The organism is Rosenbergiella gaditana (assembly GCF_018494065.1).
Classification (GTDB): domain Bacteria; phylum Pseudomonadota; class Gammaproteobacteria; order Enterobacterales; family Enterobacteriaceae; genus Rosenbergiella; species Rosenbergiella gaditana.
Genome location: NZ_JABBFR010000009.1, coordinates 112,760 through 138,634, shown reverse-complemented (window position 1 = coordinate 138,634; position 25,875 = coordinate 112,760). Strand labels below are relative to the sequence as shown.

Below are 25,875 nucleotides of genomic sequence, written 5' to 3'. Positions count from 1 at the left end.
TTCATCAAGTCACCTGTTTTATGTTGTGGTGAGAATATCACCTTTGATCAGGTGGCCAAATTTACTGTGCCACTACAGTTAGTCATTAAGTTATTAGGAAATACACCCTGAAAGGCTTCAAATTTACGGGCCATCGTCATCATCATTGCCAACGCAATACGCTGGCGTTCAGTAGAGTCACGCCATCACTTTTCCTGACCGGATCTGTCCCCAGAGTCCAGTCATTCCCTGAGAGTAACGAACATTATAGAATTCCTGTCCTGATGCTTCACCTTGTATCATCTGAGACAGCAAGTTTCTGATATCCGTCCCCTGTGCGTGACCTAAGTCTACCCAGCCAAGCACCTCTGTATAAACCAGACCATATTTTTCAGTTGCTGCTTTATTTGCATCAATAATTTCTGATCGCTTACTCATCCTGAGTATCCCATTCCGTATTGATTCACTTCTGAAAAAAAAATTAACATAAGAGTGGTAACAGAGCAAAGTGATCTTGACCCGCCATCTCCGGACACCTTTTATCTCCTCTTGTTAGTTGTATTGATGTATATAAGAGATGCATAATGTCATCAATCTAGAAGCGAGATGAGGTGGCGTGATGAGAACAACAGTTACTATTGATGACGCGCTTTATGCTCAAGCCTTGGAAATGGCCGATCCATGTATGGATAAAGCTGATATTTTCCGGGAAGCCGTGAAAACGTTTGTTCGGGTACAAGCAGCAAAAAGGCTGGCTTCACTCGGCGGTACATCCCCTGATATACAAACTCCCCCTCGTCGCAGAGAGCCATCCGAATAATGACTATTCTGGTTGATACCTCTGTCTGGGTTGACCATTTCAGAAACCGCAATGAAGGATTGATTCAATTACTACATCGGGATCTGGTTCTGATCCACCCGATGATACTAGTAGAGATTGCCTGTGGAACCCCACCGTCTCCAAGACTAAGAACGCTTGCTGACTTGGGTCTATTAACGCAGTGTTATCAGGCTAATATGACAGAAGTCATGGCATTCATTGAAAATGAAAAGATGTACGGTCATGGATGTGGATTGGTTGATCTTACGCTACTGGCATCAACCTTGATAACATCTGGGGCGAGGCTCTGGACTCTGGACAAGCGACTTGAAACGTTGGCCAGGCGTCTTAATGTGAATTATCAACCCATTTATTAACGAATATCTGGAAGAGCATAATTGTTGAGACGATGGCATTAACGCTGAATATTAACGATTCACAGTTTTACGCCTCTTTGCTTGATGAGTTCCCTGTGAGGGGCTTTGTTGAATAAAGCAGTTTTCGGTAAATATCTCCCTAGCAAGTCGTGTGCTCAGACGATACGCACATTTTCTGGCATGACTTCTGTTGTCATTTTGTTCAACTTCCGCACCATGCCCAAAGCCCCTACTACCTGCCCATCATCGTCTCGCCGCGTCAGTGAACCGCCCAGTCACTGTTTAATCCTGTATATCGCCGTTTCCGCTATTGAGCGATGGTTATAGTCCGTTATCCGTTATCACTGCGCATTGCTCCCGCTCAGGCGCTGATTTGCCACTGCACGATAGCGGTCTGTGAACTCTACTGACCGCTATCCGCTAGTTAAATCATAGAAACAGCGTCTCTTGCCCAACGGCCTCAGCGATTGCCGCCATTAATTGCGCAAGCTGCTGTTCGCTGATGACATAAGGGGGCATCAGGTAAATCAGTTTACCAAACGGCCTGATCCACACTCCAGCGTCAACGAAGAAAGCTTGGATCTCAGCCATCGCCACGTCACGGTAACACTCGACGACACCAATGGCCCCTAATACCCGGACATCTTTCACATTCTTATGGTTAATCAACGGACCGAGGCCAACCTTAAGTTGCTGTTCGATGCTAAGCACTTGCTGTTGCCACGCGCCCTCCGCTAAGATTTTTAAACTTTCAGTCGCCACCGCACAGGCGAGAGGATTGCCCATAAAGGTCGGACCATGCATAAAACAGCCAGCTGGGCTACGGCTAATACCTTCTGCTACACAGTCTGTAGTCAGGGTCGCGGCAAGGGTCATCGTGCCACCGGTAAGGCCTTTACCCACACACAGAATATCCGGCGAAACCTGTGCGTGTTCGCAGGCGAACATCTTACCTGTGCGACCAAACCCCGTCGCAATTTCATCGGCAATCAATAGCACATCGTATTGGTCGCAAAGTTCACGGACACGCTTAAGCAGTTGAGGGTGATAAAAGCGCATACCGCCGGCTCCTTGCACAATAGGCTCCAAGATCACGGCGGCAAGCGTGTGGTGATGCTCAGCAAAGGCGGCGCGTAGTGCATCCGCCTCACGTTCATCCCATGCCTGATCGAAAGTACAGCGAGGAACGGGGACAAAAAGATGTTCGGGTAAATACCCTTTCCATAATGCGTGCATTGAGTTATCAGGATCACAAACCGACATCGCCGCATAGGTATCCCCATGATAACCGCCGCGAAGCGTTAGAAATTTCTGTTTGGTTTTGGTTGTGCCACTCCAGTATTGCACGGCCATTTTCATTGCCACTTCAACCGCGACTGATCCAGAATCGGCTAAAAAGAGTTTAGTCAGGCTTGGCGGCACAATCGTGAGTAACGCACGTCCGAGTTCAACGGCCGGGCGGTGCGTTAATCCGCCAAACATCACGTGAGACATCTTGGCGATTTGATCGGTCAAAGCCCGGTTTAACCGAGGATGGTTATAACCATGAATCGCGGCCCACCATGAAGACATTCCTTCAACCAGCTCTTGACCCTCTTCTAAGGTAATACAACAGCCTTGCGCAGAGATAACGGGGTAACAAGGTAGCGGGTCAAGCATCGAGGTATAAGGATGCCAAAGATGATGACGATCGAATTCACTGTCTTCTGTCGGGAACATATTTATTGTAAACTATTTTCGATAAATTTAGTTTACAAGTATAACCACAATAACCGGATGTTTAAAGTTATGGAGCAAGTCATGTCACAACGTTGGACTCGTCAGCAAGTTACTGAACTGTTTGAGATGCCATTTTTAGAGCTTATGTTTAAGGCTCAGCAGATCCATCGTGAAAATTTCGATCCTGCTAAAGTACAAGTCAGTACCTTACTTTCCATTAAAACAGGTGCTTGCCCAGAGGATTGTAAATACTGCCCTCAAAGCGCGCGTTATAAAACCGGCTTAGAATCTGAAAAACTGATGGAAGTTGAAGAAGTACTGACCTCTGCGCGTAAAGCTAAGGCGGCAGGGTCGGGGCGTTTCTGTATGGGCGCGGCATGGAAAAACCCGCATGCGCGTGATATGCCATATTTGAAAAAAATGGTTGAAGGCGTTAAAGCCATGGGGTTAGAAACCTGTATGACGTTAGGTACGCTCTCTCCTGACCAAGCTGATGAGTTAGCCACTTCAGGGCTAGATTATTATAACCATAACTTGGATACCTCGCCTGAGTTTTACGGCAATATCATCACCACTCGCAGCTATCAAGAACGTCTGGATACTCTGTCCCATGTTCGCGGTGCAGGAATTAAGGTCTGTTCGGGGGGGATTGTCGGACTGGGAGAAACCATTGATGATCGCGCTGGATTATTGATGCAATTAGCGAATCTTCCTACCCCGCCTGAAAGTGTGCCGGTCAATATGTTAGTGAAAGTAAAAGGGACTCCACTGGCGGACAATGACGATGTCGATCCTTTCGATTTTATTCGTACCATTGCCGTGGCACGGGTCTTAATGCCAAGTTCTTATGTCCGACTCTCCGCGGGTCGAGAGCAAATGAGCGAACAAACCCAAGCGATGTGTTTCATGGCGGGTGCAAACTCAATTTTCTATGGTTGCAAATTGTTGACCACTGAAAACCCAGAAGAAGATAGCGACGTTCAACTTTTCCGCAAGCTTGGACTGAAACCTGCTCATGCACACACTGAGCTTGGGGTTGAATCTGAGTCTGAAATGCTTCACCAGCAGATTACGCACGCGGATACGTCACTTTTTTATAACGCGGCTGTCTAATGTCTTGGCAACAGCGAATTGAAAATACCTTATACCAACGCCAGCAGCAGGGATTGCTGCGGCGGCGGTTGGCGGTGACAGTCTCCGCACCAGCTAGCTTAACAAAAGGTGAACAACACTTTACGCACTTTTCCAGCAATGATTATTTAGGGTTGAGTCATCATCCTGCGGTGATTGAGGCGTGGTGTAAAGGGGCTCAGCAGTGGGGGACTGGTGCAGGGGCTTCTGGGCACGTTACGGGCTATTCACCCTGTCATCAACAGCTTGAACAGATATTGGCCGAGTGGTTGGGTTTCCCGCGGGCCATACTCTTTAGCTCTGGGTTTGCCGCAAACCAAGCCTTAATTTTTGCACTCGCTGAGTCGAGTGACACGCTTATTGCCGATAAATTAATGCATGCGTCACTGCAGGAAGCCGCCGCGCTGTCTCCGGCACGTTACCGCCGCTTTCCACATAACTCGCTAGAAGGCCTTACGCGGCAACTGCGTGCGACAGAGACGGTGAATCGTCTTGTGATCACCGAAGGCGTCTTTAGTATGGATGGCGACCAAGCTCCCTTGGCCGCTATCAGCGAAAGGTGTCGTGAACACCAAGCATGGTTGATGGTAGATGATGCCCATGGTATCGGGGTTATCGGAGAAGAGGGGCGCGGGAATTGTGCGCAGCAGCAGGTTAAGCCTGATATCTTGGTCGTTACCTTTGGTAAAGCCCTCGGCGTCAGTGGTGCGGCGATTCTTTGTTCAGACGCCGTAGCGGATTATTTAGAACAATCAGCTCGTCACCTTATTTATAGTACTGCGATACCTGCCGCTCAAGCCGCAGCGGTATTGGCTAGCATTAATATTGTCCGCTACCAACCTGAACACCGTGAAAAACTTAACCAAAATATTGGCCATTTTCGTACCCAGTGTACGCAGCAGGGGATTATGCTTACCGATTCTCTAACGGCTATTCAGCCAGTCATTATTGGTGATAATCATCGAGCGCTAGCCGTTGCCCAAACATTGCAATCGGCTGGACACTGGATACAGGCGATTCGCCCGCCGACAGTACCGGTAGGCAGTGCTCGATTAAGAATTACGCTGAGCGCAGCACACAGTACGCAACAGATTGATCGTTTGGTTGAGGCCCTGCATCATGCCCTATAACGCAATCTGCCAAGTTAATAAAAAGGCGCTTGCTCACGCGTTTAGCCGTGCAGCAAAACAATATGACCAATTTGCTGAGTTTCAACGAGCAGTGGGTGAGCAGCTCTTGGCACACTGCGACTGGCAGATGCCTGGATTACTCGTCGACGCGGGGGCGGGATCCGGTTGGTTTAGCCGATACTTTCGTGAGCAAGGGCACTGCGTAACGGCGTTTGACCTTTCAAGCGGCATGTTACAGCAGGCAGCCCAGCAACAATCCGCTGACCATTATGTCCGAGGAGATCTAGAGGCTTTTCCCTTTCAGGCGCAGAGTATCGATTACCTCTGGAGTAACTTAGCCCTACAGTGGTGCAGTGACTTTAAAGAAACGGTACAAGAGATTCAACGCTCGCTAAAAGAACACGGCAAGCTAGCGGTATCGACGTTAGCTGCAGGTTCCTTACCGGAAATTGAACAGGTTTGGCAGCAAATGGGGCGTTCGGCACCAATCAATCGTTGGTCCAGCGCTGAATCACTTCTCGATGCGGCGCGCTCGCTCGATCTCATTGCATGGCAGGCGCCTATTGTCTGTCATTTTCCATCGCCATTAGCCGCGCTCTGGTCTTTAAAAGGTATCGGTGCCTCACACTTACATGCCGGTCGTCAATCTGGACTTGGGGGACGTGAATTTTTTAACCAAATTGAGGACTACTGGCCGCGAGATGAGGAAGGTTTCCGTCTTACCTATCAAATTGTTTTTGGAGTAACCCGATGAGTCACACCTATTTCTTAACCGGTACTGATACTGATGTCGGTAAAACGCTGGTATCGGCTGCCTTACTGCAAGCTGCGGGGCGTGCGGGTTTTTCCACCGCAGGCTATAAACCTGTGGCATCCGGCTCTGAGTGGACAGCGGAGGGATTACGTAATCGGGATGCACTGGTTTTGCAACGCTACAGCAATGTTGACTTACCCTATACTTCGGTAAACCCTTTAACCTTCGAACAGCCGACTTCCCCGCATATTGCCAGCCAACGCGAAGGAAAGCCGATCAGTTTTCCACTGCTTGATGCGGGCTTAGCGCACTTACAAACCCAGGCGGATTGGGTGCTGGTTGAAGGGGCTGGGGGCTGGTTTACCCCGTTAACGGAACAGCAAGATTATGGCGAGTGGGTTATCGCGCAGCAACTGTCAGTGATCTTGGTCGTTGGGATGAAGTTGGGGTGTATCAACCATGCATTACTGACACAAGCCGCCATCCAGCAAGCTGGACTAGACTTGGTTGGCTGGGTGGCCAACAGCCTCAGTCCTGAGCCGCACGAATATGCTGCCTATTGCACTTACCTGACTAAACATATAAAGGCACCTTTGCTGGGAGAAATTCCCTTCCTCAGCGATGCTGAACCGTTGGATGAGGTTGGGCAGTATCTCACATTACCCTAGTGAGTGATGCTGCCTCATTCCCCCCTCTGTGCCGCTGAATCGTATTAAATCGGCGGCCGTTCCCGACATGACACTCCGACCATGATGAAGCAAAGTGAAGCTATCGGCGACACGTTTCACAAAGGCTAGATTATTGTCCATCAGTAACACGCTAATACTGTAGTCCTTAGTGAGGGCGGCAATCGTTGCGACCAGTTGGTCTTCTTCACTGGCTGTTAATCCTTCCGATGGCTCGTCTAGCAAAATTAATTTTGGATGCGTAATCACTGCCCGTGCCAACGCTAACTGGTATTGCAGACCTTTGGCTAAGCTTCCGCTGCGTTGATGGCGTTGTGCTATAAGCGTTGGGAAAAGTTCACTGATTAATAGAGGAAGCTTGGCGGGTAAGACACTTGGCTGGCCGGCCTTTAACGCGATAAGTAAGTTCTCTTCAACACTCAGTTGTGAAAAAATAGGGCTACCTTGCGGGACATAAGTCATGCCTAATTGCGAGCGATGCTGACTAGGAAGCGAAATGAGGCTACAGGGGAGTGTATTTTGGGGCTGCCATGTCATTTCACCGCTCATGATCGGTAGAAAACCCAGAATACAATGAAAAAGGGTAGTTTTGCCTGTACCTTGCTGTCCGACGATAGCTGAGCAACTGTTGTGTACGACTTCAAGATTGATATCCCAGAGCGTATGCTGATCTTCGTAGGCTTGATTAATCTCTCTCAGTTGTAGCATGGCGGGTATCTCCCAATCCGTTAGCAAGCTATGTAATAAATATGTTAAGCAAAAAGCGCGCCAGCTTTTTATTGGTTAACTATACTGGGCCAGTAAGGATAGCCTCGCGGGTCGAACAAAAAAGATGAGCTTATTTGGTGCATGCCGAGTGATAAAATAGCAATTATTTATCTGTGTAAGTATTGACTTTCACGGCTCGATAAAACTCTCCAGAATGATTCTGCTCATTTTTTAGCGAAGTAAAAAAGTGCCATGAATTAAAAAAAATTTTTTTTAGCGGATTGTCATCTTTCTGAAAAATTATACACAGCCCACCGTTACTGGCCTGCCAGCAGTTATCCACCATTCCTGTGGATAACCATGTGCATTACCCTCTGAAAACTATGGCTAGGCAATGATTGATGCGGGTTGGCATTGGAGTGGTTGTAAACTACACTTATTTTTATACAAATTAAAAATCAATACGTTACGCAAAAGCAATAGCCTAAGTCATAGCAAACGGTGCTTGCTGCCAACTTTTTGACAAATGCTTGACAAAAATAAATTGTTAACGCGCAACGGTGGATAACCTAAAAAAATATTGACTGAGTAACTTTTATTCAACGGCTTTCAGCTATAGCGAGTAAATCTATTATAAGCTGGATATATATCCAGTTAAAACGTGAGTTTCTGCGAGCTAAAGAGTAAAATTACCGCCCATCCTGACACTGACTAACCGGAATCAATGATTATGAGTAAAGTTTTTACCTTACACTCGGAATTTAAGCCTTCTGGTGATCAGCCTGAAGCGATAAAAAAATTAGAAGCAGGATTGGACGATGGTTTGGCACACCAAACTTTACTCGGCGTAACAGGTTCAGGGAAAACCTTCACTATTGCTAATGTTATCGCTGATTCTAACCGTCCAACCATGATTATGGCACCGAATAAGACGCTGGCTGCGCAACTGTATGGCGAAATGAAAGCATTTTTTCCAGAAAATGCGGTGGAGTACTTCGTCTCCTACTACGATTATTACCAGCCTGAAGCCTATGTACCGAGTTCCGACACCTTTATCGAGAAAGATGCCTCGGTCAATGAGCATATTGAGCAAATGCGTCTCTCCGCTACTAAAGCCCTACTCGAGCGTAAAGACGTCATCGTCGTTGCATCGGTCTCAGCCATCTATGGGCTAGGTGACCCCGATGCATACTTAAAAATGATGCTACACCTAACGCGTGGAATGATTATCGACCAACGCAGTATTTTGCGTCGTCTCTCTGAGCTGCAATATGCGCGGAATGACCAAGCCTTCCAGCGTGCTACCTTTCGGGTGAGGGGGGATGTAATTGATATTTTCCCTGCCGAATCGGACGATTTAGCGCTTCGCGTTGAGCTGTTTGATGAAGAAGTCGAAAAACTGTCACTTTTTGACCCGTTGACAGGACAAATTGAGCAATCTGTCGCACGCTTTACTATCTATCCGAAAACGCACTACGTCACGCCCCGTGAGCGGATATTGCAAGCGATGGAAGAGATAAAAGTCGAGCTGGCTGATCGTAAAAAAGTGCTACTTGAAAATAATAAGTTACTGGAAGAACAGCGTATCACTCAGCGAACCCAGTTCGATCTTGAAATGATGAACGAGCTAGGTTACTGCTCAGGGATTGAAAACTATTCCCGTTATCTTTCTGGACGCGGGCCTGGACAGGCTCCGCCCACCTTATTTGACTATTTGCCTGCGGATGGTTTGCTGGTGGTGGATGAGTCACACGTTACTATTCCGCAGATTGGTGGGATGTACAAAGGTGACCGCGCGCGTAAAGAGAATCTTGTCGAGTATGGTTTCCGCTTACCTTCTGCACTGGACAACCGTCCGATGAAGTTTGAGGAATTTGAAGCCCTCGCACCGCAAACCATCTATGTATCAGCCACTCCAGGTAAATACGAGTTGGAAAAATCGGGCGATGAAGTGATCGACCAAGTGGTGCGTCCGACCGGACTTTTAGATCCGATCCTAGAAATTAGGCCCGTGGGCACTCAAGTTGACGATCTCTTATCGGAAATTCGTCAACGTGTCGAGATAAATGAACGAGTTTTAGTCACCGTATTAACCAAACGCATGGCGGAAGACCTCACCGAATATTTAGAAGAGCATGGAGAGAAAGTCCGTTACCTCCACTCGGATATCGATACGGTGGAACGTATGGAAATTATTCGCGACTTACGCTTAGGGAAATTCGATGTCCTGGTTGGGATCAACTTGCTTCGAGAGGGGCTTGATATGCCAGAAGTTTCGCTAGTCGCGATCTTGGATGCCGATAAAGAAGGGTTCTTACGTTCTGACCGTTCGCTTATTCAAACCATCGGGCGGGCTGCACGGAATGTCAGCGGTAAAGCGATTCTTTATGCGGATAAGATCACGCCATCAATGGCTCGGGCCATTGAAGAGACCGAGCGTCGACGAGAGAAGCAAGAAGCGTGGAATAAAGAGCATGGTATTACGCCGACCAAATTGAATAAGAAAATCACTGATATTCTTGAAATCGGCGGAGCATCATCCTCGGGCAAAAAAGCAAGCTCATCTAAAGGCGATATTGAACTGAAAGCGGCAGAGACTGCGGCAGAATACTCCTTGATGACCGCGCCTGAGTTACAGAAAAAAATCGCGGAATACGAGAGAACCATGCAAAAACATGCGCAGAACCTCGAATTTGAAGAAGCTGCGCGCTTGCGTGATGAGTTACATCAATTACGGGATCTTCTGCTGATAGCAATGTAAGAGGGGGGTTGCAGCACGTCACGGTTGAAGTATCGTGCTGTGGTTTTCTCAGTGTAAGGCTTGAAAGGCATCTTCTAACGCTTGGCGCAGTAGTTGCCGATCATGACGATATCCGACATCGCTGGCGTCTAGTGGGCGCTGGATACGCAGTCGTTGCGTAATTCCACTGCTGTCGGTGTGGGGGCCTAAAATAACGCCGTCAATCACTCGACGGCCGACTTCATTTTCTATTAGCGTGAGTTTCTCAACCACCGATAAATAGCCTGCCGGACTGAGCTCAGTGCCCAAATTATCAATAAACAGCATTTTTGCGGGCGTACGCCGTAACGCTTGGCTAATTTCTTTCACTAAGATGACGGGCATAATGCTGGTATAAAAGCTACCGGGACCTAAGATGATGAGGTCAGCATCAAGAATGGCCTCGATCGCTTCTCTGGTCGCTTTTACGGGGGTGGAAAGGTCTAAGCTGCTGGGCCACTCTTTCATCGCATCGATCTCAGTTTCACCATGAATTAGGGCACCGCGTGCATCGGTCGCGACCAAGTCGACAGGTTGTTCGGACATCGGGATTAAAAATGCATCAACTTTTAAAACGTTACGAATAAGGTTGATGGCTTCAAGCGGGCGTACGCTCAAACTGTCGAGGGCACGCAGCATTAAATTACCTAAATTGTGACCCGCTAATTCTCCTTGACCAGAGAAGCGATATTCAAACATCGCTGAAGCGACGCTAGGTTGAGTGATCAGCTGATTTAAGCAGTTACGGGTATCACCCCAAGCTATCCCGCCTTCAGATCGACGAATACGTCCGGTTGAGCCCCCATTGTCGGTGGTGGTGACAATTCCGGTTAGGCGAGAACCTAGAGAAGAGAGCGAGGACATCACGCGCCCTAAACCGTGGCCGCCCCCGATGGCAACGACTCTGTCTAGATCTGCTAAGGTACGGTTCATCAGGGGCATCATCCTTCAGGGTAAACATAATTTGCGGTAAGCAATGACGCGCATTATCTGCTGTTCTAAGCGTCTTGCCTATTACAAATTTGAAAAATGTTTGAGAATTGCTGAGCCGAACATGACACCTATTCCTATACACGCTAGGATAATGTCATCGCTTCCTTAGTTTTCATTATAATAATCTTGTAGTGAGTGGATTTTTCCTTGCATCACCCTGACGAGGTACTTATTTGTTACCCTTGACTGATACATTCCAGCGCAAATTTTACTACTTACGGCTTTCCATTACGGACGTCTGCAATTTCCGTTGCACGTACTGTTTGCCTGATGGTTATCAACACAATAAGGACCGTGAGGCCTTTTTATCTGTCGACGAGATTGCACGAGTGGCTCAAGCGTTTGGTCAGTTAGGTACCACGAAAATTCGCTTAACGGGTGGTGAGCCCTCAATGCGCCGCGATTTTAGTGATATTATCGCCGCAATCCATCAGCAACCTGAGATCAAACAGATCGCCATGACAACCAATGGCTATCGCCTGGCGAAAGAGGCGGCACATTGGCGGGCGGCGGGGCTGAGCGCGGTTAACGTAAGTCTAGACAGTCTTGATGCGCGTCAGTTTCATCAAATCACAGGGCAGAATAAATTTACTGAAGTGATGGCTGGAATCGATGCTAGCTTGGAAGCCGGATTCCCAGTGGTCAAAATAAACGTTGTATTGATGAAGCATCTTACCCAACAGCTTCCTGAATTTTTGGCCTGGATTAAACATCGTCCCTTGCAGCTTCGTTTTATCGAGCTTATGGAAACGGGAGAGGGCAATGATTATTTCTTGCAACATCACCTTTCCGGCGAGCATCTGCGCCGTCAATTGTTGGAAGAAGGCTGGCAATTGGTCGCCCGCCTGCCCGATGCCGGACCTGCTCAGATATTTAGTCACCCTGATTATCAAGGTCAAATTGGCTTGATTATGCCTTACGACAAAGATTTTTGTGACAGTTGTAACCGATTACGCGTCTCGGCGATAGGTCAACTCCATCTCTGTTTATTTGGTGAACAGGGGATCGACCTACGCGATTTACTGCACTCTGATTCGCAACAACAACTGTTGCAAGCGCGTATTCAGTCGAGTTTGACGCAAAAAAAACAGACACATTTTCTCCATCAAGGAATGACCGGCATGGCGCGGAATCTCTCTTATATTGGTGGTTAAAGCGAGGAGTTGAAATGGATAACCAACAAGGCAACACACATTCACTGAACATTGCTGTGTTGACGATATCGAATCACCGCACAGCGGAAAATGATACCTCCGGCGATTATCTCCAACAGGCTGTTGAGCTGGCCGGACATCAGGTCGTTGAGCGAGCAATATGCCCTGACAACCGTTATGCGATACGAGCAATCGTCTCACAAGCTATTGCGAGTCAGCATGTTCAAGTCATCTTGATAAATGGCGGTACCGGGTTTAATGAACAGAACGCTACGCCTGAGGCGGTAGTGCCCCTGTTCGATAAAGAGATTACCGGTTTTGGTGAGCTGTTTCGAATGTTCTCTTTTGAACAGATCCAGCAAGCGACATTGCAATCACGTGCGGTAGCAGGATTGGCTAATAAGACGGTGATTTTCGCCTTTCCGGGTTCAACCTCGGCATGCCAACTGGCGTGGGAGCAGATTATCGATGCACAATTAACTATCAACACCAAGCCCTGTAATTTTGTTTCACAGCTAAAGAAAGTCGCCAAATGAATCAGTTATCTCACCTTAATCATGCAGGCGAGGCGAATATGGTAGATGTCACCGACAAAGCCGTGACATTACGCCAAGCCCGGGCCGAAGCCTATCTCTCATTAAATGAGCATACCCTGACATTAATTACTGAGGGAAAACATCCGAAGGGAGATGTCTTCGCTGTGGCGCGTATCGCCGGGATACAAGCCGCGAAGAAAACCTGGGATCTGATTCCACTATGTCATCCCCTAATGCTCAGTAAAGTGGAAGTCGTCCTGACACCGCTCACCGATCCAAGTCGTATTCATATTGAGACGCTCTGTCGGCTAAGTGGACAAACAGGGGTGGAGATGGAGGCGCTGACTGCGGCATCTGTCGCGGCATTGACCTTATATGATATGTGCAAAGCGGTACAGAAAGATATGGTAATTGAGAGCATCCGGCTGGTGGAAAAGCAGGGTGGAAAATCCGGTGATTATCAGGGTAAAAGGTATGATTAAGGTTTTATTTTTTGCGCAGACCCGTGAGCTAGTGGAGTGTGAAAAACTGATGCTTGACGCAGACTTTACGAATGTCGAGCAACTTCGTTCAGCCCTGATTCAGCGCGGTAAACGTTGGCAGTTGGCAATGGCCGACGGTCGATTACTTGTCGCAGTCAATCAAGAAATTTGCGATTTTTCACAGCCTTTGCAGCCTGGTGACGAAGTGGCTTTTTTCCCTCCTGTCACAGGGGGATAACGATGCCTCCTCAAACACATATCAAGGTAACGTCAGAGCACTTCTCCGTGGAGCAGGAATATCAGTCGGCGGCCAATAATCATCAAGATGGCGCAATAGTGTTTTTCGTCGGAAAAGTACGCGACCTGAATCAGGGGCAAGCGGTCAATCAGCTTACCTTAGAGCACTATCCAGGGATGACAGAACGTGTTTTGCACCACCTCGCCGAGCAAGCGAGAAGTCGCTTTGTGGTAAATAATATTACCATTATCCATCGTGTGGGGACCTTCGCCTTAGGGGAGGAGATCGTCTTGGTGATTGTTAGCGCTAGCCATCGGCATGCTGCCTTTATGGCAACAGAATACATTATGGATTTATTGAAAAGCCAAGCGCCTTTTTGGAAACGTGAGGTCACAGAAAACGGCGCACGCTGGTTATCTCCCACTTCACAAGACAATAAAGCACCGGAAAAATGGATGAATAAGGAAGGATTATCGTGACTCTTCAACAAGGCCTAAAAACCGCCAGTTTAGGCATCATGGCGTTGCTACTGGCGAGTTGTGCCTCAGAAAAAACCAAAACCCCCACACGTCCTAAAGTCGCGGTGACCACTCAGGTCAAGCAGTTACTACCGAGCTATGTGTCCAATAAAACGCAATGGTCTGAAGATATTTACCACGCTTTTTTACATCAACAGCTCGATCCTGATGTCAGCAATCTATGCGCGGTTATCGCTGTTGCGGGGCAAGAGACTAACTTTAATGCACAAGCACCGGTTAAAGGTTTACCGCAGATCGCTTGGCAAGAGATCACCCGTCGTGCAGGCACTCTTCATATCCCTGAATTTGTGGTACGTACCGCACTCAAGATCCCTTCTTCAAACGGCAAAAGCTATACTGAGCGGTTAGATAATGTACGTAGCGAGCGTGAGCTCAGTGATATTTTTGACGACTTAATTGATACCGTTCCCCTTGGGCAGCGTCTGTTTGGGCGATTTAATCCTATTCATACCGGGGGGCCGATGCAGGTCAGCATCGCTTTTGCTGAACAACATGCAGATAATTATCCCTATCAGATCGAGAAAAGTATCCGTAAAGAGGTCCTCACCCAACGAGGCGGCGTTTACTTTGGTACCCTCCATCTCCTCGGCTATCCAACCCATTATTCGGTGCCTTTATACCGTTTTGCTGACTATAATGCTGGCTGGTATGCCAGTCGAAATGCAGCCTTTCAAGCCGCGCTCTCTTATTTAAGCGGACAAAAATTGGCTTTAGACGGCGATTTAATTCAATATCAGAGCGATGCACCCAGTCGTACCGAGTTGGCGATTAGGTCAATCCGCTCTACACTGCAACTGAGTGACCAAGCGATTCATCAACAATTGTCACAAGGTGAATCACTCGAATTTGAACAAAGCCCATTATGGAAAAAGGTTTTTTCCGCGGCCGATAAAAAGCGCGGCCAAGCTTGGCCACACGAGCGGTTACCGGGGATCACATTAGAGAGCCCGAAAATTTCACGTAATCTTACAACAGCGTGGTTCGCACAACGCGTGAACCAACGCTATCAACACTGTCTACTTCAAGCTAGGGGGGAGTAATGGAAAATTATCAACGTCCTTCATCATTGGGACACACCTCATCGGAGAGTCGCGTGCAAGCGTATATGACTCAAGTCTATGGTTGGATGACAACTGGCTTATTATTGACGGCATTTGTAAGCTGGTTTGCCGCAAGAACGCCTGTTGTTATGGAAGCGATCTTCTCCAGCCGTATCACCTTTTTTGGGTTAATCATTGCGCAACTAGCAGTGGTATTTGTGCTTTCAGGCTTAGTGCATAAAATGAGTGCGGCACTCGCCACTGGGCTCTTTATGCTTTACTCCGTCCTGACGGGGTTGACTATGGCCAGTATCTTTCTTGCCTTTACCTATTCCTCCATCGCTAGCACCTTTGTGGTGACGGCGGCAATGTTTGGGGCGATGACGGTATACGGTGCAGTGACTAAGCGTGATCTGAGTAAATTAGGTAGCTTATTATTTATGGCGTTGATCGGCATACTGATTGCGTCGCTGGTCAATTACTGGCTAAAAAGTACCGCGTTAATGTGGGCGATCACCTATATCGGTGTCGTGGTATTTGTCGGCTTAACGGCCTACGATACCCAAAAGCTACGTCAATTAGGTGAGAACATCGATTCATCGGATAAAGCAAATTTCCGTCGTTACAGTATTGTCGGCGCATTAACGCTTTATTTAGACTTTATTAACCTTTTCATGATGTTACTACGAATTTTTGGTGATAGACGATAAGGGAACAGCAGAAGATCGTGAAAAGAGGGGATTTTCCCCTCTTTTTTTTGAGTAAAAAAACACCGGAAATATCTTAAGTTAAAAGCTTCATGAAGAGAGGGGTGTTTTCAACTCTATGATTAGTAATGTTTTTTTTAATAAAGTCCCTCTAATCGCGTATTTTTTGAATGGATAGATATGATTTAATATATTATTCCAATAAATGTTAATTTATTCAGATTTTGTAGTTTTTTCCGCTAATTTAAAGCCGCCTTTAAAACAAAATATGATATTTATCCTAACTTGTGGCAAACTGAATTGGTTTTCTTACGGAATTTTCTTAAGAAATATCGGTCTTATCACAATTGCTTTGCAAAGAGGTGGTCAGCTGATTTTTTTCGATTACTCTCGGAAAACACTTACTGGCGTTAAGGTGCATTGCTTTACCGCGAGTATTACTAGGAGATAACTATGAAATGGTCTAACCGTGTTCAGATTGTCACTGGGCAAACGTGTTTTCATATCGCGATGCATTTAACCATCGTGGCTTCATTAATTTGGGGTTTTAAACACAAATTGTTAGTTGAAGTCAGTGCCGGATTGGTCGCAAGTTATGTCGTTTTGCTTGTTGCTATGCTCATTACGCAAAATGTCTCGCGCTTACGCGCAGTGGGAGATTATTTAGAAGAAGCCTCCACCACCTATTACTTTGGTGCGGCGATGTTGTCACTCTTCTTGTTCTCTCGTGTATTGCACAATCCGCTACTGATTTGTGGATTAGGTGTGGCGATGCTCATCGGGCCCGCACTTTTCTCGTTGTTTGCCAAAGGTTCTGGTCAGCAAGTCGAGAAAAAACGCAGCTAATACCTTCAAGGTCAGTCATTCGACTGGCCTTTTTATCATCCTCGCAGTCATGCTTAAAGTCTGATACACTCCTTCGCACTTATCGCATTGTAGTTTGCGTTGATTTCTCTCTAATTAGTGACACTATCCCCCCTGAAAACTGCACCGTGAAAAGACGGTCAGGGCGTCCCTGGAGCAATACCCCATGACTTTCGATTCACTCGGTTTACATGCCGAGATTTTGCGTGCTGTTAACGAACAGGGCTACACCACCCCTACGCCTATCCAACAACAAGCGATTCCTATCGTGTTGGCGGGTGATGACTTATTAGCCAGCGCTCAAACCGGTACCGGAAAAACCGCAGGGTTCACCTTGCCACTGTTACATCGTCTTACCGCCAATGAGAAGCCCATCAATGGGCGTAGACCTGTGCGTGCGTTAATATTAACTCCTACACGGGAACTTGCTGCGCAGGTGGGTGAGAACGTTCAAAGTTATAGTCGTTATCTTAAATTACGTTCGCTGGTAGTATTCGGTGGCGTGAGTATCAACCCACAAATGATGAAATTGCGTGGTGGGGTAGATATACTGGTTGCCACGCCGGGACGCTTACTTGATTTAGTACAACAGAATGCTGTGCAACTGTCGAATATCGAAATCCTCGTGCTAGATGAAGCTGACCGTATGTTAGATATGGGCTTCATCCATGATATCCGTCGTATCCTTGCCAAATTACCCACTCGTCGTCAAAACTTGCTGTTCTCGGCGACCTTCTCTGACGAGATCAAAGCACTCGCAGAGAAATTATTAGATCGTCCCAAATTAGTGGAAGTAGCTCGCCGTAACACCGCCTCGGAGCAGGTTTCTCAGCAGGTGCATTTTACTGATAAGAAACGTAAACGTGAGCTACTGTCATATTTAATTGGTAAAGAGAATTGGCAGCAAGTATTGGTGTTTACCCGTACCAAACATGGTGCTAACCATCTTGCGGAACAGCTTAACAAAGACGGTATCACCGCCGCAGCGATTCACGGTAATAAAAGCCAAGGTGCGCGAACCCGTGCGCTGGAGCACTTCAAAACCGGTGAAGTTCGGGTACTAGTGGCGACCGATATTGCGGCGCGCGGTATCGACATTGAAGAACTGCCTCACGTAGTGAACTATGAGCTACCGAATGTCGCGGAAGATTATGTCCACCGTATTGGCCGTACGGGTCGTGCGGCAGCGAGTGGTTCGGCATTATCACTCGTCTGTGTCGATGAACACAAGCTACTGCGTGATATTGAAAAACTCCTGAAAAAAGAGATCCCACGTTTGGCAATACCAGGTTACGAGCCGGATCCCTCAATCAAAGCTGAGCCGATTCAAAACGGACGCCAAGGTGGACGTGGTGCCGGTCGTGGTGGACGTTCTGACCATAATGGTTCACGTGGACAGGCGCGTCCTCAAGGACAAAATGCCTCGCGTCCTCGGACTCGTAGTGGTCCTTCCTCTGCAGCGAAGCCAGCAGCTAAGAAACCGCAGGGCAATCGCTAGTCCCATGCGTGTGTTATTAGCACCAATGGAAGGTGTGCTTGATGCCTTAGTCAGGGAGCTCCTGACTAAGGTCAACGATTACGACCTCTGTGTGACCGAATTTTTGAGGGTCGTCGATCAGCTGTTACCGAAAAAATCCTTTTATCGCTTATGCCCAGAATTGGCGCACCAAAGTCGAACGCCTAGTGGAACCTTAGTACGGATTCAGCTGCTTGGGCAGCATCCCCAATGGTTAGCTGAAAATGCGTATCGTGCGGTCGAGCTGGGATCTTGGGGGGTCGATCTCAATTGCGGTTGCCCTTCAAAAACAGTAAATGGTAGTGGTGGTGGGGCATCGTTATTGAAAGATCCCGAATTGATCTATCATGCTGCGAAAGCGATGCGTCAGGCGGTACCGTCCTCTCTTCCTGTTACAGTAAAAGTCCGCTTAGGATGGGATTCCATCGGTCACAGTTTTGAGATTGCTGATGCGGTTGCGCAAGCCGGGGCAAGTGAGATTGTGATCCACGGTAGAACCAAACAAGATGGATACCGTGCTGAGGCGATTAATTGGTCGGCTATTGCCGCAATTCGTGAACGACTCTCGATACCCGTCATTGCCAACGGTGAAATTTGGGATTGGGCATCGGCACAGTCTTGTCTCACGACGACCGGATGCAGTGATGTGATGGTGGGAAGGGGAGCTCTTCATATTCCTAACCTGAGTAAGATGATCAAATATAATCATCCGCCGATGCCGTGGCCAGAAGTGGTCGCACTTTTGGAAGACTATTGTCATCTTGAGAAACAGGGTGATACCGGGATGTATCACGTCGCGCGGATTAAACAATGGTTAGGCTATCTGCGTAAATCCTATCCTCAAGCCGATGAGTTGTTTGGCCAGATTCGGCCGATGACCCACTCTTCTACTATTGCACAAGAAATTAACAAAGAGTTAATAAAATTAACCTAATACCCAGGTTACAAAACAATCTCGGCTGACTGATATGCTATGCTGAGGATATTCCTTTTTTATCCTGGTGTGTGTATGCCTCAGCACAGTGAACCGACGCGTCGACAGTTAAATACACGTATTTTGTCGGTAATGATATTTACCTTCTTTTGCTACCTCTCGGTAGGCCTTCCTTTGGCAGTACTGCCTGGTTTTGTTCACCATCAATTAGGGTTTTCACCCTTTATTGCCGGGTTGATTATCAGCCTACAATATTTTTCAACCCTTATTAGCCGTCCGCAGAGTGGCCGACTGGCTGATCACTTCGGCCCCAAAAAAGTGGTGATGTTGGGAATGGTGCTATGCGGTCTTAGCGGTGGTATGACGGTGATTGCTGCGCTGTGTTCGAGTTATTCGATGACGAGTTTACTACTGCTTGCACTGGGAAGAGTCTGTTTAGGGATTGGCGAAAGTTTTAGCAGTACCGGTGCTACCTTATGGGGAATGAATTTAGTCGGGTCGATACATACTGCGCGCGTCATTTCATGGAATGGCGTAGCGACCTATTTTGCAATGGCTGTCGGGGCGCCTTTTGGCGTAGTGCTTAACCAGTGGTTTGGCATCAGTGGTTTTGCGGGACTGATTGCAATGATGGGACTGGTGGGTCTGGTAGTGGCTCACAATAAAGCCAGTATCACTATCGCGTTAACGGCACCGCGTTTACCTTTTCGCCAAGTGCTTAGTTTAGTGAGTCCTTATGGATTAGGTCTGGCATTAGGGACGTTGGGGTTTGGTGTGATTGCGACCTTTATTACGCTCTATTTTTCGAGCCGTGGTTGGCAGGGAGCTGCCATGACGTTGAGCCTTTATAGCCTAGGATTCGTATTATCTCGTTTTCTATTTAGTCATATGATCACCCGTTTTGGGGGGCTGGTTGTCTCTCTCGGTTGTTTAGTCACTGAAGCCATTGGTTTATTTCTGCTCTGGCATGCACAGAACGTTTTGTGGGCTGATATCGGTGCACTGCTCACGGGTGCGGGCTTTTCGTTGGTGTTTCCTGCTTTAGGGGTCGAAGCCGTGCGGCGAGTGAGTGAGCAGAGTAAAGGTTCGGCACTGGGGACATATTCGGCATTCTTGGATTTAGCGTTAGGATTAACTGGGCCTGTTGCTGGGTTGCTGATGAATCATAGTGGGATACGGTCTATTTATCTAGCGGCTGCCGTTATGGTCTGTTTAGGGGCGGTATTGGTTGGAACGCTATTAATCAAAAGCCGTCGACAAAGCTTAGGTGGGGTAGGGTAGATGGCCACAACCTATGTTGTGGCCCATAAAGGTTACTCTTCGATCGGTGGTGGTTGAGTCACCGATTGGCTAGCCCCTTGTGCAGAGAAGCTAGAGTCTGGCGCTTCAGTAGGCTGTGCATCACTCTGTTCAGAGACCGGTTGTGGGGTATTCGCATGGGCTTCTGCCACGCCGTTCACTTTCACTGGCATACCGGAACGATTTTGTAATACTTGGTTAACCACATCTTGATTAACACTGGAATCAGAGAGCACTTTGCTGACTGATTGCGTTAAGTTGATAGGGACGACAGCATTACTGGTGAATTGTTCTTCGGTTGTAGAAAGCGGATTATGTACCTCAAGGTAGCGCGACCCATCGGCTTCGACCGCAGCTTTAACCGGCTGATTCACAAACTGAACGCGGGTACCGACCGGAACATGCTCAAATAACCATTTAATATCATCACCACGCAGGCGAACACAGCCGTGACTGACACGTAGCCCAATACCGAAATCGGCATTAGTCCCATGAACTGCGTACATTTTACCGATATAGAGTGCGTACAGTCCCATTGGGTTATCTGGACCAGCAGGGAAGGTGGAGGGTAAATTTTTACCCTCATTGGCATATTCACTATGCATTTTAGCCGTTGGCGTCCACGTTGGATTAGGGCGCTTGCTCTCTACTTTAGTTACCCAGTCGAGAGGCGTGTCTTTCCCTAACTGCCCGATACCGATAGGCAATACGACGACGGTATGACCACCTTTCGGATAATAGTAGAGGCGCATTTCAGCACTGTTAATCACAATCCCTTCGCGAGGCGCATCAGGTAAAATCAGTTGCTGTGGAATAATAAGTTTAGAACTCGCTTTCGGTAGATAGACATCAATACCTGGGTTTGCTTCTAAAATATTACTCAGCCCCATCTCATATTGTGCAGCAAAAGCTTCCAGCGGTAATCTGCTGTCAGTCGGGATAGAAACTTCGAGGTTCTCACCAGTAATGCTGCTGTTGGCTGCCGGAAGTGGATATACCACCGCATGTGCAGTTTGAGAAAAGGCTGCAACAGTCATGGCAGCAGAGATCAACGCGCGGATGCTTTTTTTCATAGAATGTATGGCTTAAACCTGATTAACGATGGTGTGAAAAAGGTAATAGACCGAATCTGACTCAGCCTTATGCTTAGTATAGGTGCAGACGTAATGAATGAACATATGCTTTTTAATTTCAGTGAAAGATTCTGATATTTCTGGTTATCATTGCGTAGAGTTACGCGTTCTAAACCATTGGATCAGCTTCCACGCACCCCAGATAATCAACGCTGTCGCCACGACCCAAAATAAGGGTTCAAGATAACCTTCAATACGGTTCAACCACGGGGTGATGACCTTGCCTGCATAAAATCCGAGGCTAGCAAAAATACCGGCCCACAATGCTGCACCGATAATATTGAGTAACACGAAGAGCCAAGGGTGTAATCCACTTGAACCGATAATAATCGGTCCAATTATCCGAAAGCCGTACATAAACCTAGCCCCAATAACAAACAGGGCAGGATGGCGATGGATGAGCGTATTGGCCTTATCGATTTTACTTTGCTGCTTCTCGAAGCGGGTTAAGAATTTGGTGCCATAACGCCACCCCAAAAAAAACAGAATCTGGTCACCAATGATACCGCCCAACATTGCTGCGGCGATCACCCAGTACAGCTGGAGTAATTCTTCATGCGCCGCAATACCGCCTAGCAGGACAAAGGTTTCGCCTTCGGCCATACAACCGATGACTAATGCGAGGTAGCCATAATGTGAGATCAGTGAGTGAATATCGATAGACAAAATAGGGTCCTGAAGTAAGTGAATGGTCGTTTTTATCACTGTGTAAGCTGCTAACAGAACAATAAACGTTAGGTTGACAGATTTTTTTACAAATACCAGGCTAAATCCGTAAACAGACTTAGCTTTTTCTGCATCGACGCGCGTATGATGCTGTCGCCAGCTTTTCTCCTGGTTGGGGGAAGAGCAGCCTGTATCCCATACAGAAAATTGACTCAGACCATATTAGACGAAAAATGCCAGTAAAACGCCATCATTGTATCCTAGCTCTCTTTTTATGTTGTTGTTTTTCCGTGTCAGCTAAAGTGACTCCGGCAAAGTATAGTTCAAGCCAAGAAAATCGATTGGTTCAACCGCAGATTGCCTCTGGCAGTGCGTTGGTCGTTGACCTCACGACCAATAAAGTCATCTTTTCACTTCACCCTGACCGAGTAAGGCCTATCGCTTCGATCACTAAACTGATGACGGTGATGGTTGCCTTGGATGCTAAACAGCCGTTGGATGAGCTGTTACCCGTGGATATTCATCAAACCTCGGAGATGCGTGGCGTATTTTCGCGAGTCAAAGTTAATAGTCATATAAGCCGCCGCGACATGATGTTGCTTGCACTCATGTCTTCTGAAAACCGTGCGGCAGCCAGCCTTGCGGCAAATTATAAAGGGGGGTATAGCGCATTTATTCAGGCGATGAATGTGAAAGCACGTGTGTTAGGTATGAGCCATACTCACTACGTTGAGCCGACGGGGCTCTCTATTCATAACATTTCAGACGCTGAAGATTTGGTTAAGTTACTGAAAGCCACCCGAGCTTACCCGTTAATCGGACAATTAAGCACGACGCAAGGGACCACCGCATCCTTCCAAAACCCGCGTTATACGTTGCCATTCCGTAATACTAACCATCTTGTCTATAACAAAACATGGCAAATAGCCTTAACGAAAACAGGTTATACAGACGAAGCAGGGCACTGTTTGGCAATGCGTACGGTGATCAATGGTCGGCCGGTAGCATTGGTCGTACTGGATGCTTTTGGCAAATATACCCATTTTGCTGACGCTAATCGGATTCGTAGTTGGTTAGAAACAGGAAAGTCTGCACCGGTACCGGCTGCTGCCTTGGCCTATAAAGCTGTGGTGAAATAGACCCTAAGCCGTTTTCAGCAACCTTCTGATAGGCAGATTTTTCACAACTCCCTATACTTGATCGCAGCGATAGGAAAGAAATTTAGGAACGTGTATGAGTAGTTTAAAAAAAGCCATAATAACGCTCTGTATGCTTTTTACATTAGCGGTACCGATGACATCGGTATTGGCTGAGGACAGTACCGACCAATCAAATGACACGGCAGCGACTAAGGTGGATGCCTCGGTCGAACTGCCGAAGATGCAAGTTATTCTCGATAAAATTAAAGGGCAAGTATCAAGCGTCACGGATGAAACGCAACTGGCACAATTAAATGATATGGCGGTCGAGCTGGGCGAAAATGCGAGCACTCTATCGCAGAACTTGGTTCCTCAAAGTCAACAGATTGACGCGCAGCTTGCGGTCTTGGGACCGGCCCCTGAAGCAGGAAGTGGGGTAAAAGAAACGTCTGACGTTACCAGTAAGCGTCGCCATCTACTGGCGCAAAAATCACGTTTAGATGATCAGGTTAAACAAGCGAATGCGCTACAAAACGGTGCGTCGGTATTGTCGTCACAGATTTTAAATTACCGTCGTGACCGCTTAAAAAATCAAGTGAGCTTAAACACTGGCAGTATAGTAGCCGCGAAATTTTGGCAGCCTCTTTATAATAATCCTGTTGATGGGCCCAAAATTATCGCTTTTGCACGAGATCTTGAACAGAGTGTGCAACTCTCTTTCTCACCCGGCTACCGTTTTGGTACGGCAATGTGGTTTGTTGCAGCAGTACTGGTGATGGCAATAGGCCGCCGTTATATGGAAGAGTTTCTGGCTTGGGTCAGTATTAATAAACTCTCTGAGGGGAGACTACGCCGCAGTTTTTTAGCCTGTGCGATTGTTATGACGACACTGCTCGCGATAACGCTATGCTGTAACTTCTTAGCATTAGCCTTCGCTCGTCATCCTGATGTTGCCGATGATGTTCGTGATCTGGTCTCAAGCTTAGGCATTCAAAGTTTATTAGCAGGACTTATCGCAGGCTTAGGTCGAGCGTTTCTTTCGACCCGGCGTCCGAGCTGGCGTCTACCGGTCATCAATGATGAGTTAGCAAAGGCATTAAAACCTTTCCCGATTGTGATTGCTACCTTGGTATTTATCTTTCAAGGGCTTGAAGCTTTTAATCGGGCAATTGAAACCAGTGTCAACACAACTATTTTCGGCAATGGTCTTACGGCAATCCTCATCGGTTTACTCTGTTTGATGATGGTAATCCGCACACGTCGTATTCGCCGAAAATTAGAAATTAACGGCCATGAAGTTGAACGTTCACGTATTGCCGGGTTAGTGGATATTGCAATGATCCTTACCGGCATAACGATCCTTATCTGTTTGGTTATCGGATATGTTGGACTGGCTCGATATTTAAGCTACGAAGTTATTTGGATAGGTATTTTATTAAGTACTTTTTACTTCCTGAATGCACTTGCGATTGATGGTTGCCAAGTCCTTTTCTCCACCAATAGCGGCCCCGGAAAATTAGTGACTCGTTCACTGAATCTGAACGAAAAGACTTTACTGCAATTAGGTAGCCTGTTTTCTGGCTTATTAAAATCGGCATTGATCATTATGCTGATCTTGTTATTGATGAACGGCACTATCTCGTCATCAAGTCCTGGTGAGATCCTCAGTCGCATTATTGATTTCTTTGCGGGCCGTGGTCTAGAGAAGCTAAATTTAATCCCGTCACATATTGTTATGGCCTTAGTGACGTTGATTGCAGGGATTTATGTCCTGCGTTCAGTGCGTAACTGGCTCGACAATGATTTCCTGCCGCAAACGTCAATGGATGCGGGAATGCGTGTGTCAGTAGTGACACTATTTAGTAATATTGGATTTGTTCTAGTATTGCTAATGACCTTATCGGCTATCGGCGTACAGTGGAATAAGCTGGCATGGATTGTCAGTGCCCTCTCGGTGGGGATTGGTTTCGGTCTGCAAGAGATCGTCAAAAACTTCATCTCGGGATTGATCTTATTAACTGAACGACCGGTCAAAGTAGGGGATTTGGTGACAATAAGTGGTATTGAAGGGGATATTCGTCGTATTAATGTCCGTGCCACCGAAATATTACTCACAGATAAATCGACGGTTATTGTGCCAAACTCACAATTTATTTCACAAAACGTACGCAATGCCACCATGGGGAATGCTCAAGGCGTGGTCACCATTCCGTTAACCTTCCCCTTGGATATTGATCCGGTACAAGTAAAAGAGATTTTGCTTGGAGCGTTCAATGATAATGAGAAAATTTTAGATAATCCTGCACCCTCGGTGAGTTTTAAAGATCTCTCAGCGCAAGGAATCCTTTTAAGCGTCACAGGTAATGTCAACTCACAGCGATTAATATCTTCCACCCGCAGTGAATTATTGTTTGAAGTACTGGTGAGATTACGAGCAGCCGATGTTGAGCTATCGTCCCCACAAACCATGGTTATTGAACAAAAAGTTTTAGAACCGGTTCAACCCGTCGATCAGCAGTAAGTCTTAATAAGGTACGACGTATGACGTCGTG

25 protein-coding genes and 2 pseudogenes are annotated in these 25,875 nt (G+C 47.2%); 20 read left to right on the top strand and 7 right to left on the bottom strand.

Annotated elements, in window-relative coordinates; translation table 11 throughout:
- Window positions 1-77: 77 nt before the first annotated feature.
- Window positions 78-417: pseudogene (locus tag HH682_RS08555) on the bottom strand (hypothetical protein); the annotation flags it as partial.
- A gap of 181 nt (window positions 418-598) precedes the next feature.
- Here HH682_RS08555 and HH682_RS08550 point away from each other — a divergent pair.
- Together HH682_RS08550 and HH682_RS15815 are read left to right on the top strand one after the other, a co-directional pair.
- Entirely contained in the window at window positions 599-799 is a 201-nt protein-coding gene (locus HH682_RS08550; RefSeq protein ID WP_214237157.1) for a type II toxin-antitoxin system VapB family antitoxin, read from the top strand.
- On the top strand, window positions 799-1,176 hold the full coding sequence (locus HH682_RS15815) for a type II toxin-antitoxin system VapC family toxin (protein ID WP_250318625.1): 378 nt from the start codon (window positions 799-801) through the stop codon (window positions 1,174-1,176). Before HH682_RS08550 ends, HH682_RS15815 begins: the two co-directional genes overlap by 1 nt.
- A gap of 155 nt (window positions 1,177-1,331) precedes the next feature.
- Here the strand turns inward: HH682_RS15815 and HH682_RS15810 are convergent.
- A pseudogene (locus HH682_RS15810) lies at window positions 1,332-1,580 on the bottom strand (IS5/IS1182 family transposase); the annotation flags it as partial.
- 25 nt (window positions 1,581-1,605) lie between these two features.
- Window positions 1,606-2,895, bottom strand: coding sequence for an adenosylmethionine--8-amino-7-oxononanoate transaminase (bioA, locus tag HH682_RS08545; RefSeq protein WP_214237156.1), 1,290 nt, complete (start codon window positions 2,893-2,895; stop codon window positions 1,606-1,608).
- Window positions 2,896-2,976: 81 nt separating this feature from the next.
- Here bioA and bioB point away from each other — a divergent pair, with 81 nt between their 5' ends.
- From bioB to bioD, 4 genes are read left to right on the top strand one after another with little or no spacing between them, the layout of a single operon-like run.
- Entirely contained in the window at window positions 2,977-4,008 is a 1,032-nt protein-coding gene (bioB, locus tag HH682_RS08540) for a biotin synthase BioB (RefSeq protein WP_214237155.1), read from the top strand.
- Entirely contained in the window at window positions 4,008-5,156 is a 1,149-nt protein-coding gene (gene bioF, locus HH682_RS08535; RefSeq protein ID WP_214237154.1) for an 8-amino-7-oxononanoate synthase, read from the top strand. The genes bioB and bioF overlap by 1 nt, the downstream gene beginning before the upstream one ends.
- Window positions 5,146-5,910 (top strand): methyltransferase domain-containing protein, encoded by a 765-nt coding sequence (locus HH682_RS08530; protein ID WP_214237153.1) that lies wholly within the window; start codon window positions 5,146-5,148, stop codon window positions 5,908-5,910. Before bioF ends, HH682_RS08530 begins: the two co-directional genes overlap by 11 nt.
- Entirely contained in the window at window positions 5,907-6,578 is a 672-nt protein-coding gene (bioD, locus tag HH682_RS08525) for a dethiobiotin synthase (protein WP_214237152.1), read from the top strand. Before HH682_RS08530 ends, bioD begins: the two co-directional genes overlap by 4 nt.
- Here the strand turns inward: bioD and HH682_RS08520 are convergent.
- Window positions 6,570-7,304 (bottom strand): ATP-binding cassette domain-containing protein, encoded by a 735-nt coding sequence (locus tag HH682_RS08520; RefSeq protein WP_214237151.1) that lies wholly within the window; start codon window positions 7,302-7,304, stop codon window positions 6,570-6,572. The two genes, bioD and HH682_RS08520, sit on opposite strands and share 9 nt — an antisense overlap.
- 730 nt (window positions 7,305-8,034) lie before the next feature.
- On the opposite strand from HH682_RS08520, the gene uvrB reads away from it, so the two are divergent.
- Window positions 8,035-10,065 (top strand): excinuclease ABC subunit UvrB, encoded by a 2,031-nt coding sequence (gene uvrB / locus HH682_RS08515; RefSeq protein WP_214237150.1) that lies wholly within the window; start codon window positions 8,035-8,037, stop codon window positions 10,063-10,065.
- Between the two features lie 48 nt (window positions 10,066-10,113).
- Here the strand turns inward: uvrB and yvcK are convergent, their stop codons facing one another.
- Window positions 10,114-11,019, bottom strand: a complete 906-nt coding sequence (gene yvcK / locus HH682_RS08510) for a uridine diphosphate-N-acetylglucosamine-binding protein YvcK (protein ID WP_250318632.1) — start codon at window positions 11,017-11,019, stop codon at window positions 10,114-10,116.
- Between the two features lie 230 nt (window positions 11,020-11,249).
- Here yvcK and moaA point away from each other — a divergent pair, with 230 nt between their 5' ends.
- From moaA to HH682_RS08455, 11 genes are all read left to right on the top strand, one after another.
- Window positions 11,250-12,230 carry a GTP 3',8-cyclase MoaA gene (moaA, locus tag HH682_RS08505; RefSeq protein ID WP_214237148.1) on the top strand — a complete coding sequence of 327 codons (981 nt, stop codon included), beginning with the start codon at window positions 11,250-11,252 and terminating at the stop codon, window positions 12,228-12,230.
- 14 nt (window positions 12,231-12,244) lie between these two features.
- Complete coding sequence (gene moaB, locus HH682_RS08500) at window positions 12,245-12,766, top strand: molybdenum cofactor biosynthesis protein B (protein ID WP_214237147.1); 522 nt, start codon at window positions 12,245-12,247, stop codon at window positions 12,764-12,766.
- On the top strand, window positions 12,763-13,248 hold the full coding sequence (gene moaC / locus HH682_RS08495) for a cyclic pyranopterin monophosphate synthase MoaC (protein ID WP_214237146.1): 486 nt from the start codon (window positions 12,763-12,765) through the stop codon (window positions 13,246-13,248). The genes moaB and moaC overlap by 4 nt, the downstream gene beginning before the upstream one ends.
- A complete protein-coding gene (gene moaD / locus HH682_RS08490) occupies window positions 13,241-13,486 on the top strand; it encodes a molybdopterin synthase sulfur carrier subunit (protein WP_214237145.1) in 246 nt (81 codons plus the stop codon). The genes moaC and moaD overlap by 8 nt, the downstream gene beginning before the upstream one ends.
- Before the next feature lie 2 nt (window positions 13,487-13,488).
- The gene (gene moaE / locus HH682_RS08485; RefSeq protein WP_214237144.1) at window positions 13,489-13,965 is read left to right on the top strand and encodes a molybdopterin synthase catalytic subunit MoaE; all 477 of its coding nucleotides are present in this window, start codon (window positions 13,489-13,491) and stop codon (window positions 13,963-13,965) included.
- A gap of 38 nt (window positions 13,966-14,003) precedes the next feature.
- Complete coding sequence (locus HH682_RS08480; protein ID WP_214237164.1) at window positions 14,004-15,065, top strand: DUF1615 domain-containing protein; 1,062 nt, start codon at window positions 14,004-14,006, stop codon at window positions 15,063-15,065.
- Window positions 15,065-15,775 (top strand): Bax inhibitor-1/YccA family protein, encoded by a 711-nt coding sequence (locus tag HH682_RS08475; protein ID WP_214237143.1) that lies wholly within the window; start codon window positions 15,065-15,067, stop codon window positions 15,773-15,775. Before HH682_RS08480 ends, HH682_RS08475 begins: the two co-directional genes overlap by 1 nt.
- A gap of 450 nt (window positions 15,776-16,225) precedes the next feature.
- Window positions 16,226-16,618: a YbhQ family protein gene (locus tag HH682_RS08470; RefSeq protein WP_048911836.1), complete on the top strand. Its 393-nt coding sequence runs from the start codon at window positions 16,226-16,228 to the stop codon at window positions 16,616-16,618.
- A gap of 184 nt (window positions 16,619-16,802) precedes the next feature.
- Entirely contained in the window at window positions 16,803-18,134 is a 1,332-nt protein-coding gene (rhlE, locus tag HH682_RS08465; protein WP_214237142.1) for an ATP-dependent RNA helicase RhlE, read from the top strand.
- Between the two features lie 4 nt (window positions 18,135-18,138).
- On the top strand, window positions 18,139-19,086 hold the full coding sequence (gene dusC / locus HH682_RS08460) for a tRNA dihydrouridine(16) synthase DusC (RefSeq protein ID WP_214237141.1): 948 nt from the start codon (window positions 18,139-18,141) through the stop codon (window positions 19,084-19,086).
- Window positions 19,087-19,161: 75 nt separating this feature from the next.
- Complete coding sequence (locus tag HH682_RS08455; RefSeq protein WP_214237140.1) at window positions 19,162-20,367, top strand: MFS transporter; 1,206 nt, start codon at window positions 19,162-19,164, stop codon at window positions 20,365-20,367.
- Window positions 20,368-20,399: 32 nt separating this feature from the next.
- Here the strand turns inward: HH682_RS08455 and HH682_RS08450 are convergent, their stop codons facing one another.
- The gene (locus tag HH682_RS08450) at window positions 20,400-21,458 is read right to left on the bottom strand and encodes a L,D-transpeptidase family protein (RefSeq protein WP_214237139.1); all 1,059 of its coding nucleotides are present in this window, start codon (window positions 21,456-21,458) and stop codon (window positions 20,400-20,402) included.
- Window positions 21,459-21,605: 147 nt separating this feature from the next.
- Window positions 21,606-22,184 (bottom strand): DedA family protein, encoded by a 579-nt coding sequence (locus tag HH682_RS08445; protein WP_214237138.1) that lies wholly within the window; start codon window positions 22,182-22,184, stop codon window positions 21,606-21,608.
- A gap of 233 nt (window positions 22,185-22,417) precedes the next feature.
- On the opposite strand from HH682_RS08445, the gene pbpG reads away from it, so the two are divergent.
- Both pbpG and HH682_RS08435 read left to right on the top strand, forming a co-directional pair.
- Window positions 22,418-23,323 carry a D-alanyl-D-alanine endopeptidase gene (gene pbpG, locus HH682_RS08440; RefSeq protein WP_214237137.1) on the top strand — a complete coding sequence of 302 codons (906 nt, stop codon included), beginning with the start codon at window positions 22,418-22,420 and terminating at the stop codon, window positions 23,321-23,323.
- A gap of 94 nt (window positions 23,324-23,417) precedes the next feature.
- Complete coding sequence (locus tag HH682_RS08435; RefSeq protein ID WP_214237136.1) at window positions 23,418-25,844, top strand: DUF3772 domain-containing protein; 2,427 nt, start codon at window positions 23,418-23,420, stop codon at window positions 25,842-25,844.
- Window positions 25,845-25,875: the final 31 nt, after the last annotated feature.

Excerpts from the sequence above, each read along its gene's own strand:
- HH682_RS08530 (WP_214237153.1), top strand. The coding sequence starts at position 5,146 with ATGCCCTATAACGCAATCTGCCAAGTTAATAAAAAGGCGCTTGCTCAC.
- uvrB (WP_214237150.1), top strand. The coding sequence starts at position 8,035 with ATGAGTAAAGTTTTTACCTTACACTCGGAATTTAAGCCTTCTGGTGAT.
- HH682_RS08455 (WP_214237140.1), top strand. The coding sequence starts at position 19,162 with ATGCCTCAGCACAGTGAACCGACGCGTCGACAGTTAAATACACGTATT.
- HH682_RS08435 (WP_214237136.1), top strand. The coding sequence starts at position 23,418 with ATGAGTAGTTTAAAAAAAGCCATAATAACGCTCTGTATGCTTTTTACA.
- rhlE (WP_214237142.1), top strand. The coding sequence starts at position 16,803 with ATGACTTTCGATTCACTCGGTTTACATGCCGAGATTTTGCGTGCTGTT.
- HH682_RS08520 (WP_214237151.1), bottom strand. The coding sequence starts at position 7,304 with ATGCTACAACTGAGAGAGATTAATCAAGCCTACGAAGATCAGCATACG.
- HH682_RS08470 (WP_048911836.1), top strand. The coding sequence starts at position 16,226 with ATGAAATGGTCTAACCGTGTTCAGATTGTCACTGGGCAAACGTGTTTT.
- moaE (WP_214237144.1), top strand. The coding sequence starts at position 13,489 with ATGCCTCCTCAAACACATATCAAGGTAACGTCAGAGCACTTCTCCGTG.
- HH682_RS15815 (WP_250318625.1), top strand. The coding sequence starts at position 799 with ATGACTATTCTGGTTGATACCTCTGTCTGGGTTGACCATTTCAGAAAC.
- HH682_RS08550 (WP_214237157.1), top strand. The coding sequence starts at position 599 with ATGAGAACAACAGTTACTATTGATGACGCGCTTTATGCTCAAGCCTTG.
- bioB (WP_214237155.1), top strand. The coding sequence starts at position 2,977 with ATGTCACAACGTTGGACTCGTCAGCAAGTTACTGAACTGTTTGAGATG.
- moaC (WP_214237146.1), top strand. The coding sequence starts at position 12,763 with ATGAATCAGTTATCTCACCTTAATCATGCAGGCGAGGCGAATATGGTA.
- bioF (WP_214237154.1), top strand. The coding sequence starts at position 4,008 with ATGTCTTGGCAACAGCGAATTGAAAATACCTTATACCAACGCCAGCAG.
- moaB (WP_214237147.1), top strand. The coding sequence starts at position 12,245 with ATGGATAACCAACAAGGCAACACACATTCACTGAACATTGCTGTGTTG.
- pbpG (WP_214237137.1), top strand. The coding sequence starts at position 22,418 with ATGCCAGTAAAACGCCATCATTGTATCCTAGCTCTCTTTTTATGTTGT.
- bioD (WP_214237152.1), top strand. The coding sequence starts at position 5,907 with ATGAGTCACACCTATTTCTTAACCGGTACTGATACTGATGTCGGTAAA.
- HH682_RS08480 (WP_214237164.1), top strand. The coding sequence starts at position 14,004 with ATGGCGTTGCTACTGGCGAGTTGTGCCTCAGAAAAAACCAAAACCCCC.
- moaD (WP_214237145.1), top strand. The coding sequence starts at position 13,241 with ATGATTAAGGTTTTATTTTTTGCGCAGACCCGTGAGCTAGTGGAGTGT.
- HH682_RS08450 (WP_214237139.1), bottom strand. The coding sequence starts at position 21,458 with ATGAAAAAAAGCATCCGCGCGTTGATCTCTGCTGCCATGACTGTTGCA.
- HH682_RS08475 (WP_214237143.1), top strand. The coding sequence starts at position 15,065 with ATGGAAAATTATCAACGTCCTTCATCATTGGGACACACCTCATCGGAG.
- dusC (WP_214237141.1), top strand. The coding sequence starts at position 18,139 with ATGCGTGTGTTATTAGCACCAATGGAAGGTGTGCTTGATGCCTTAGTC.
- bioA (WP_214237156.1), bottom strand. The coding sequence starts at position 2,895 with ATGTTCCCGACAGAAGACAGTGAATTCGATCGTCATCATCTTTGGCAT.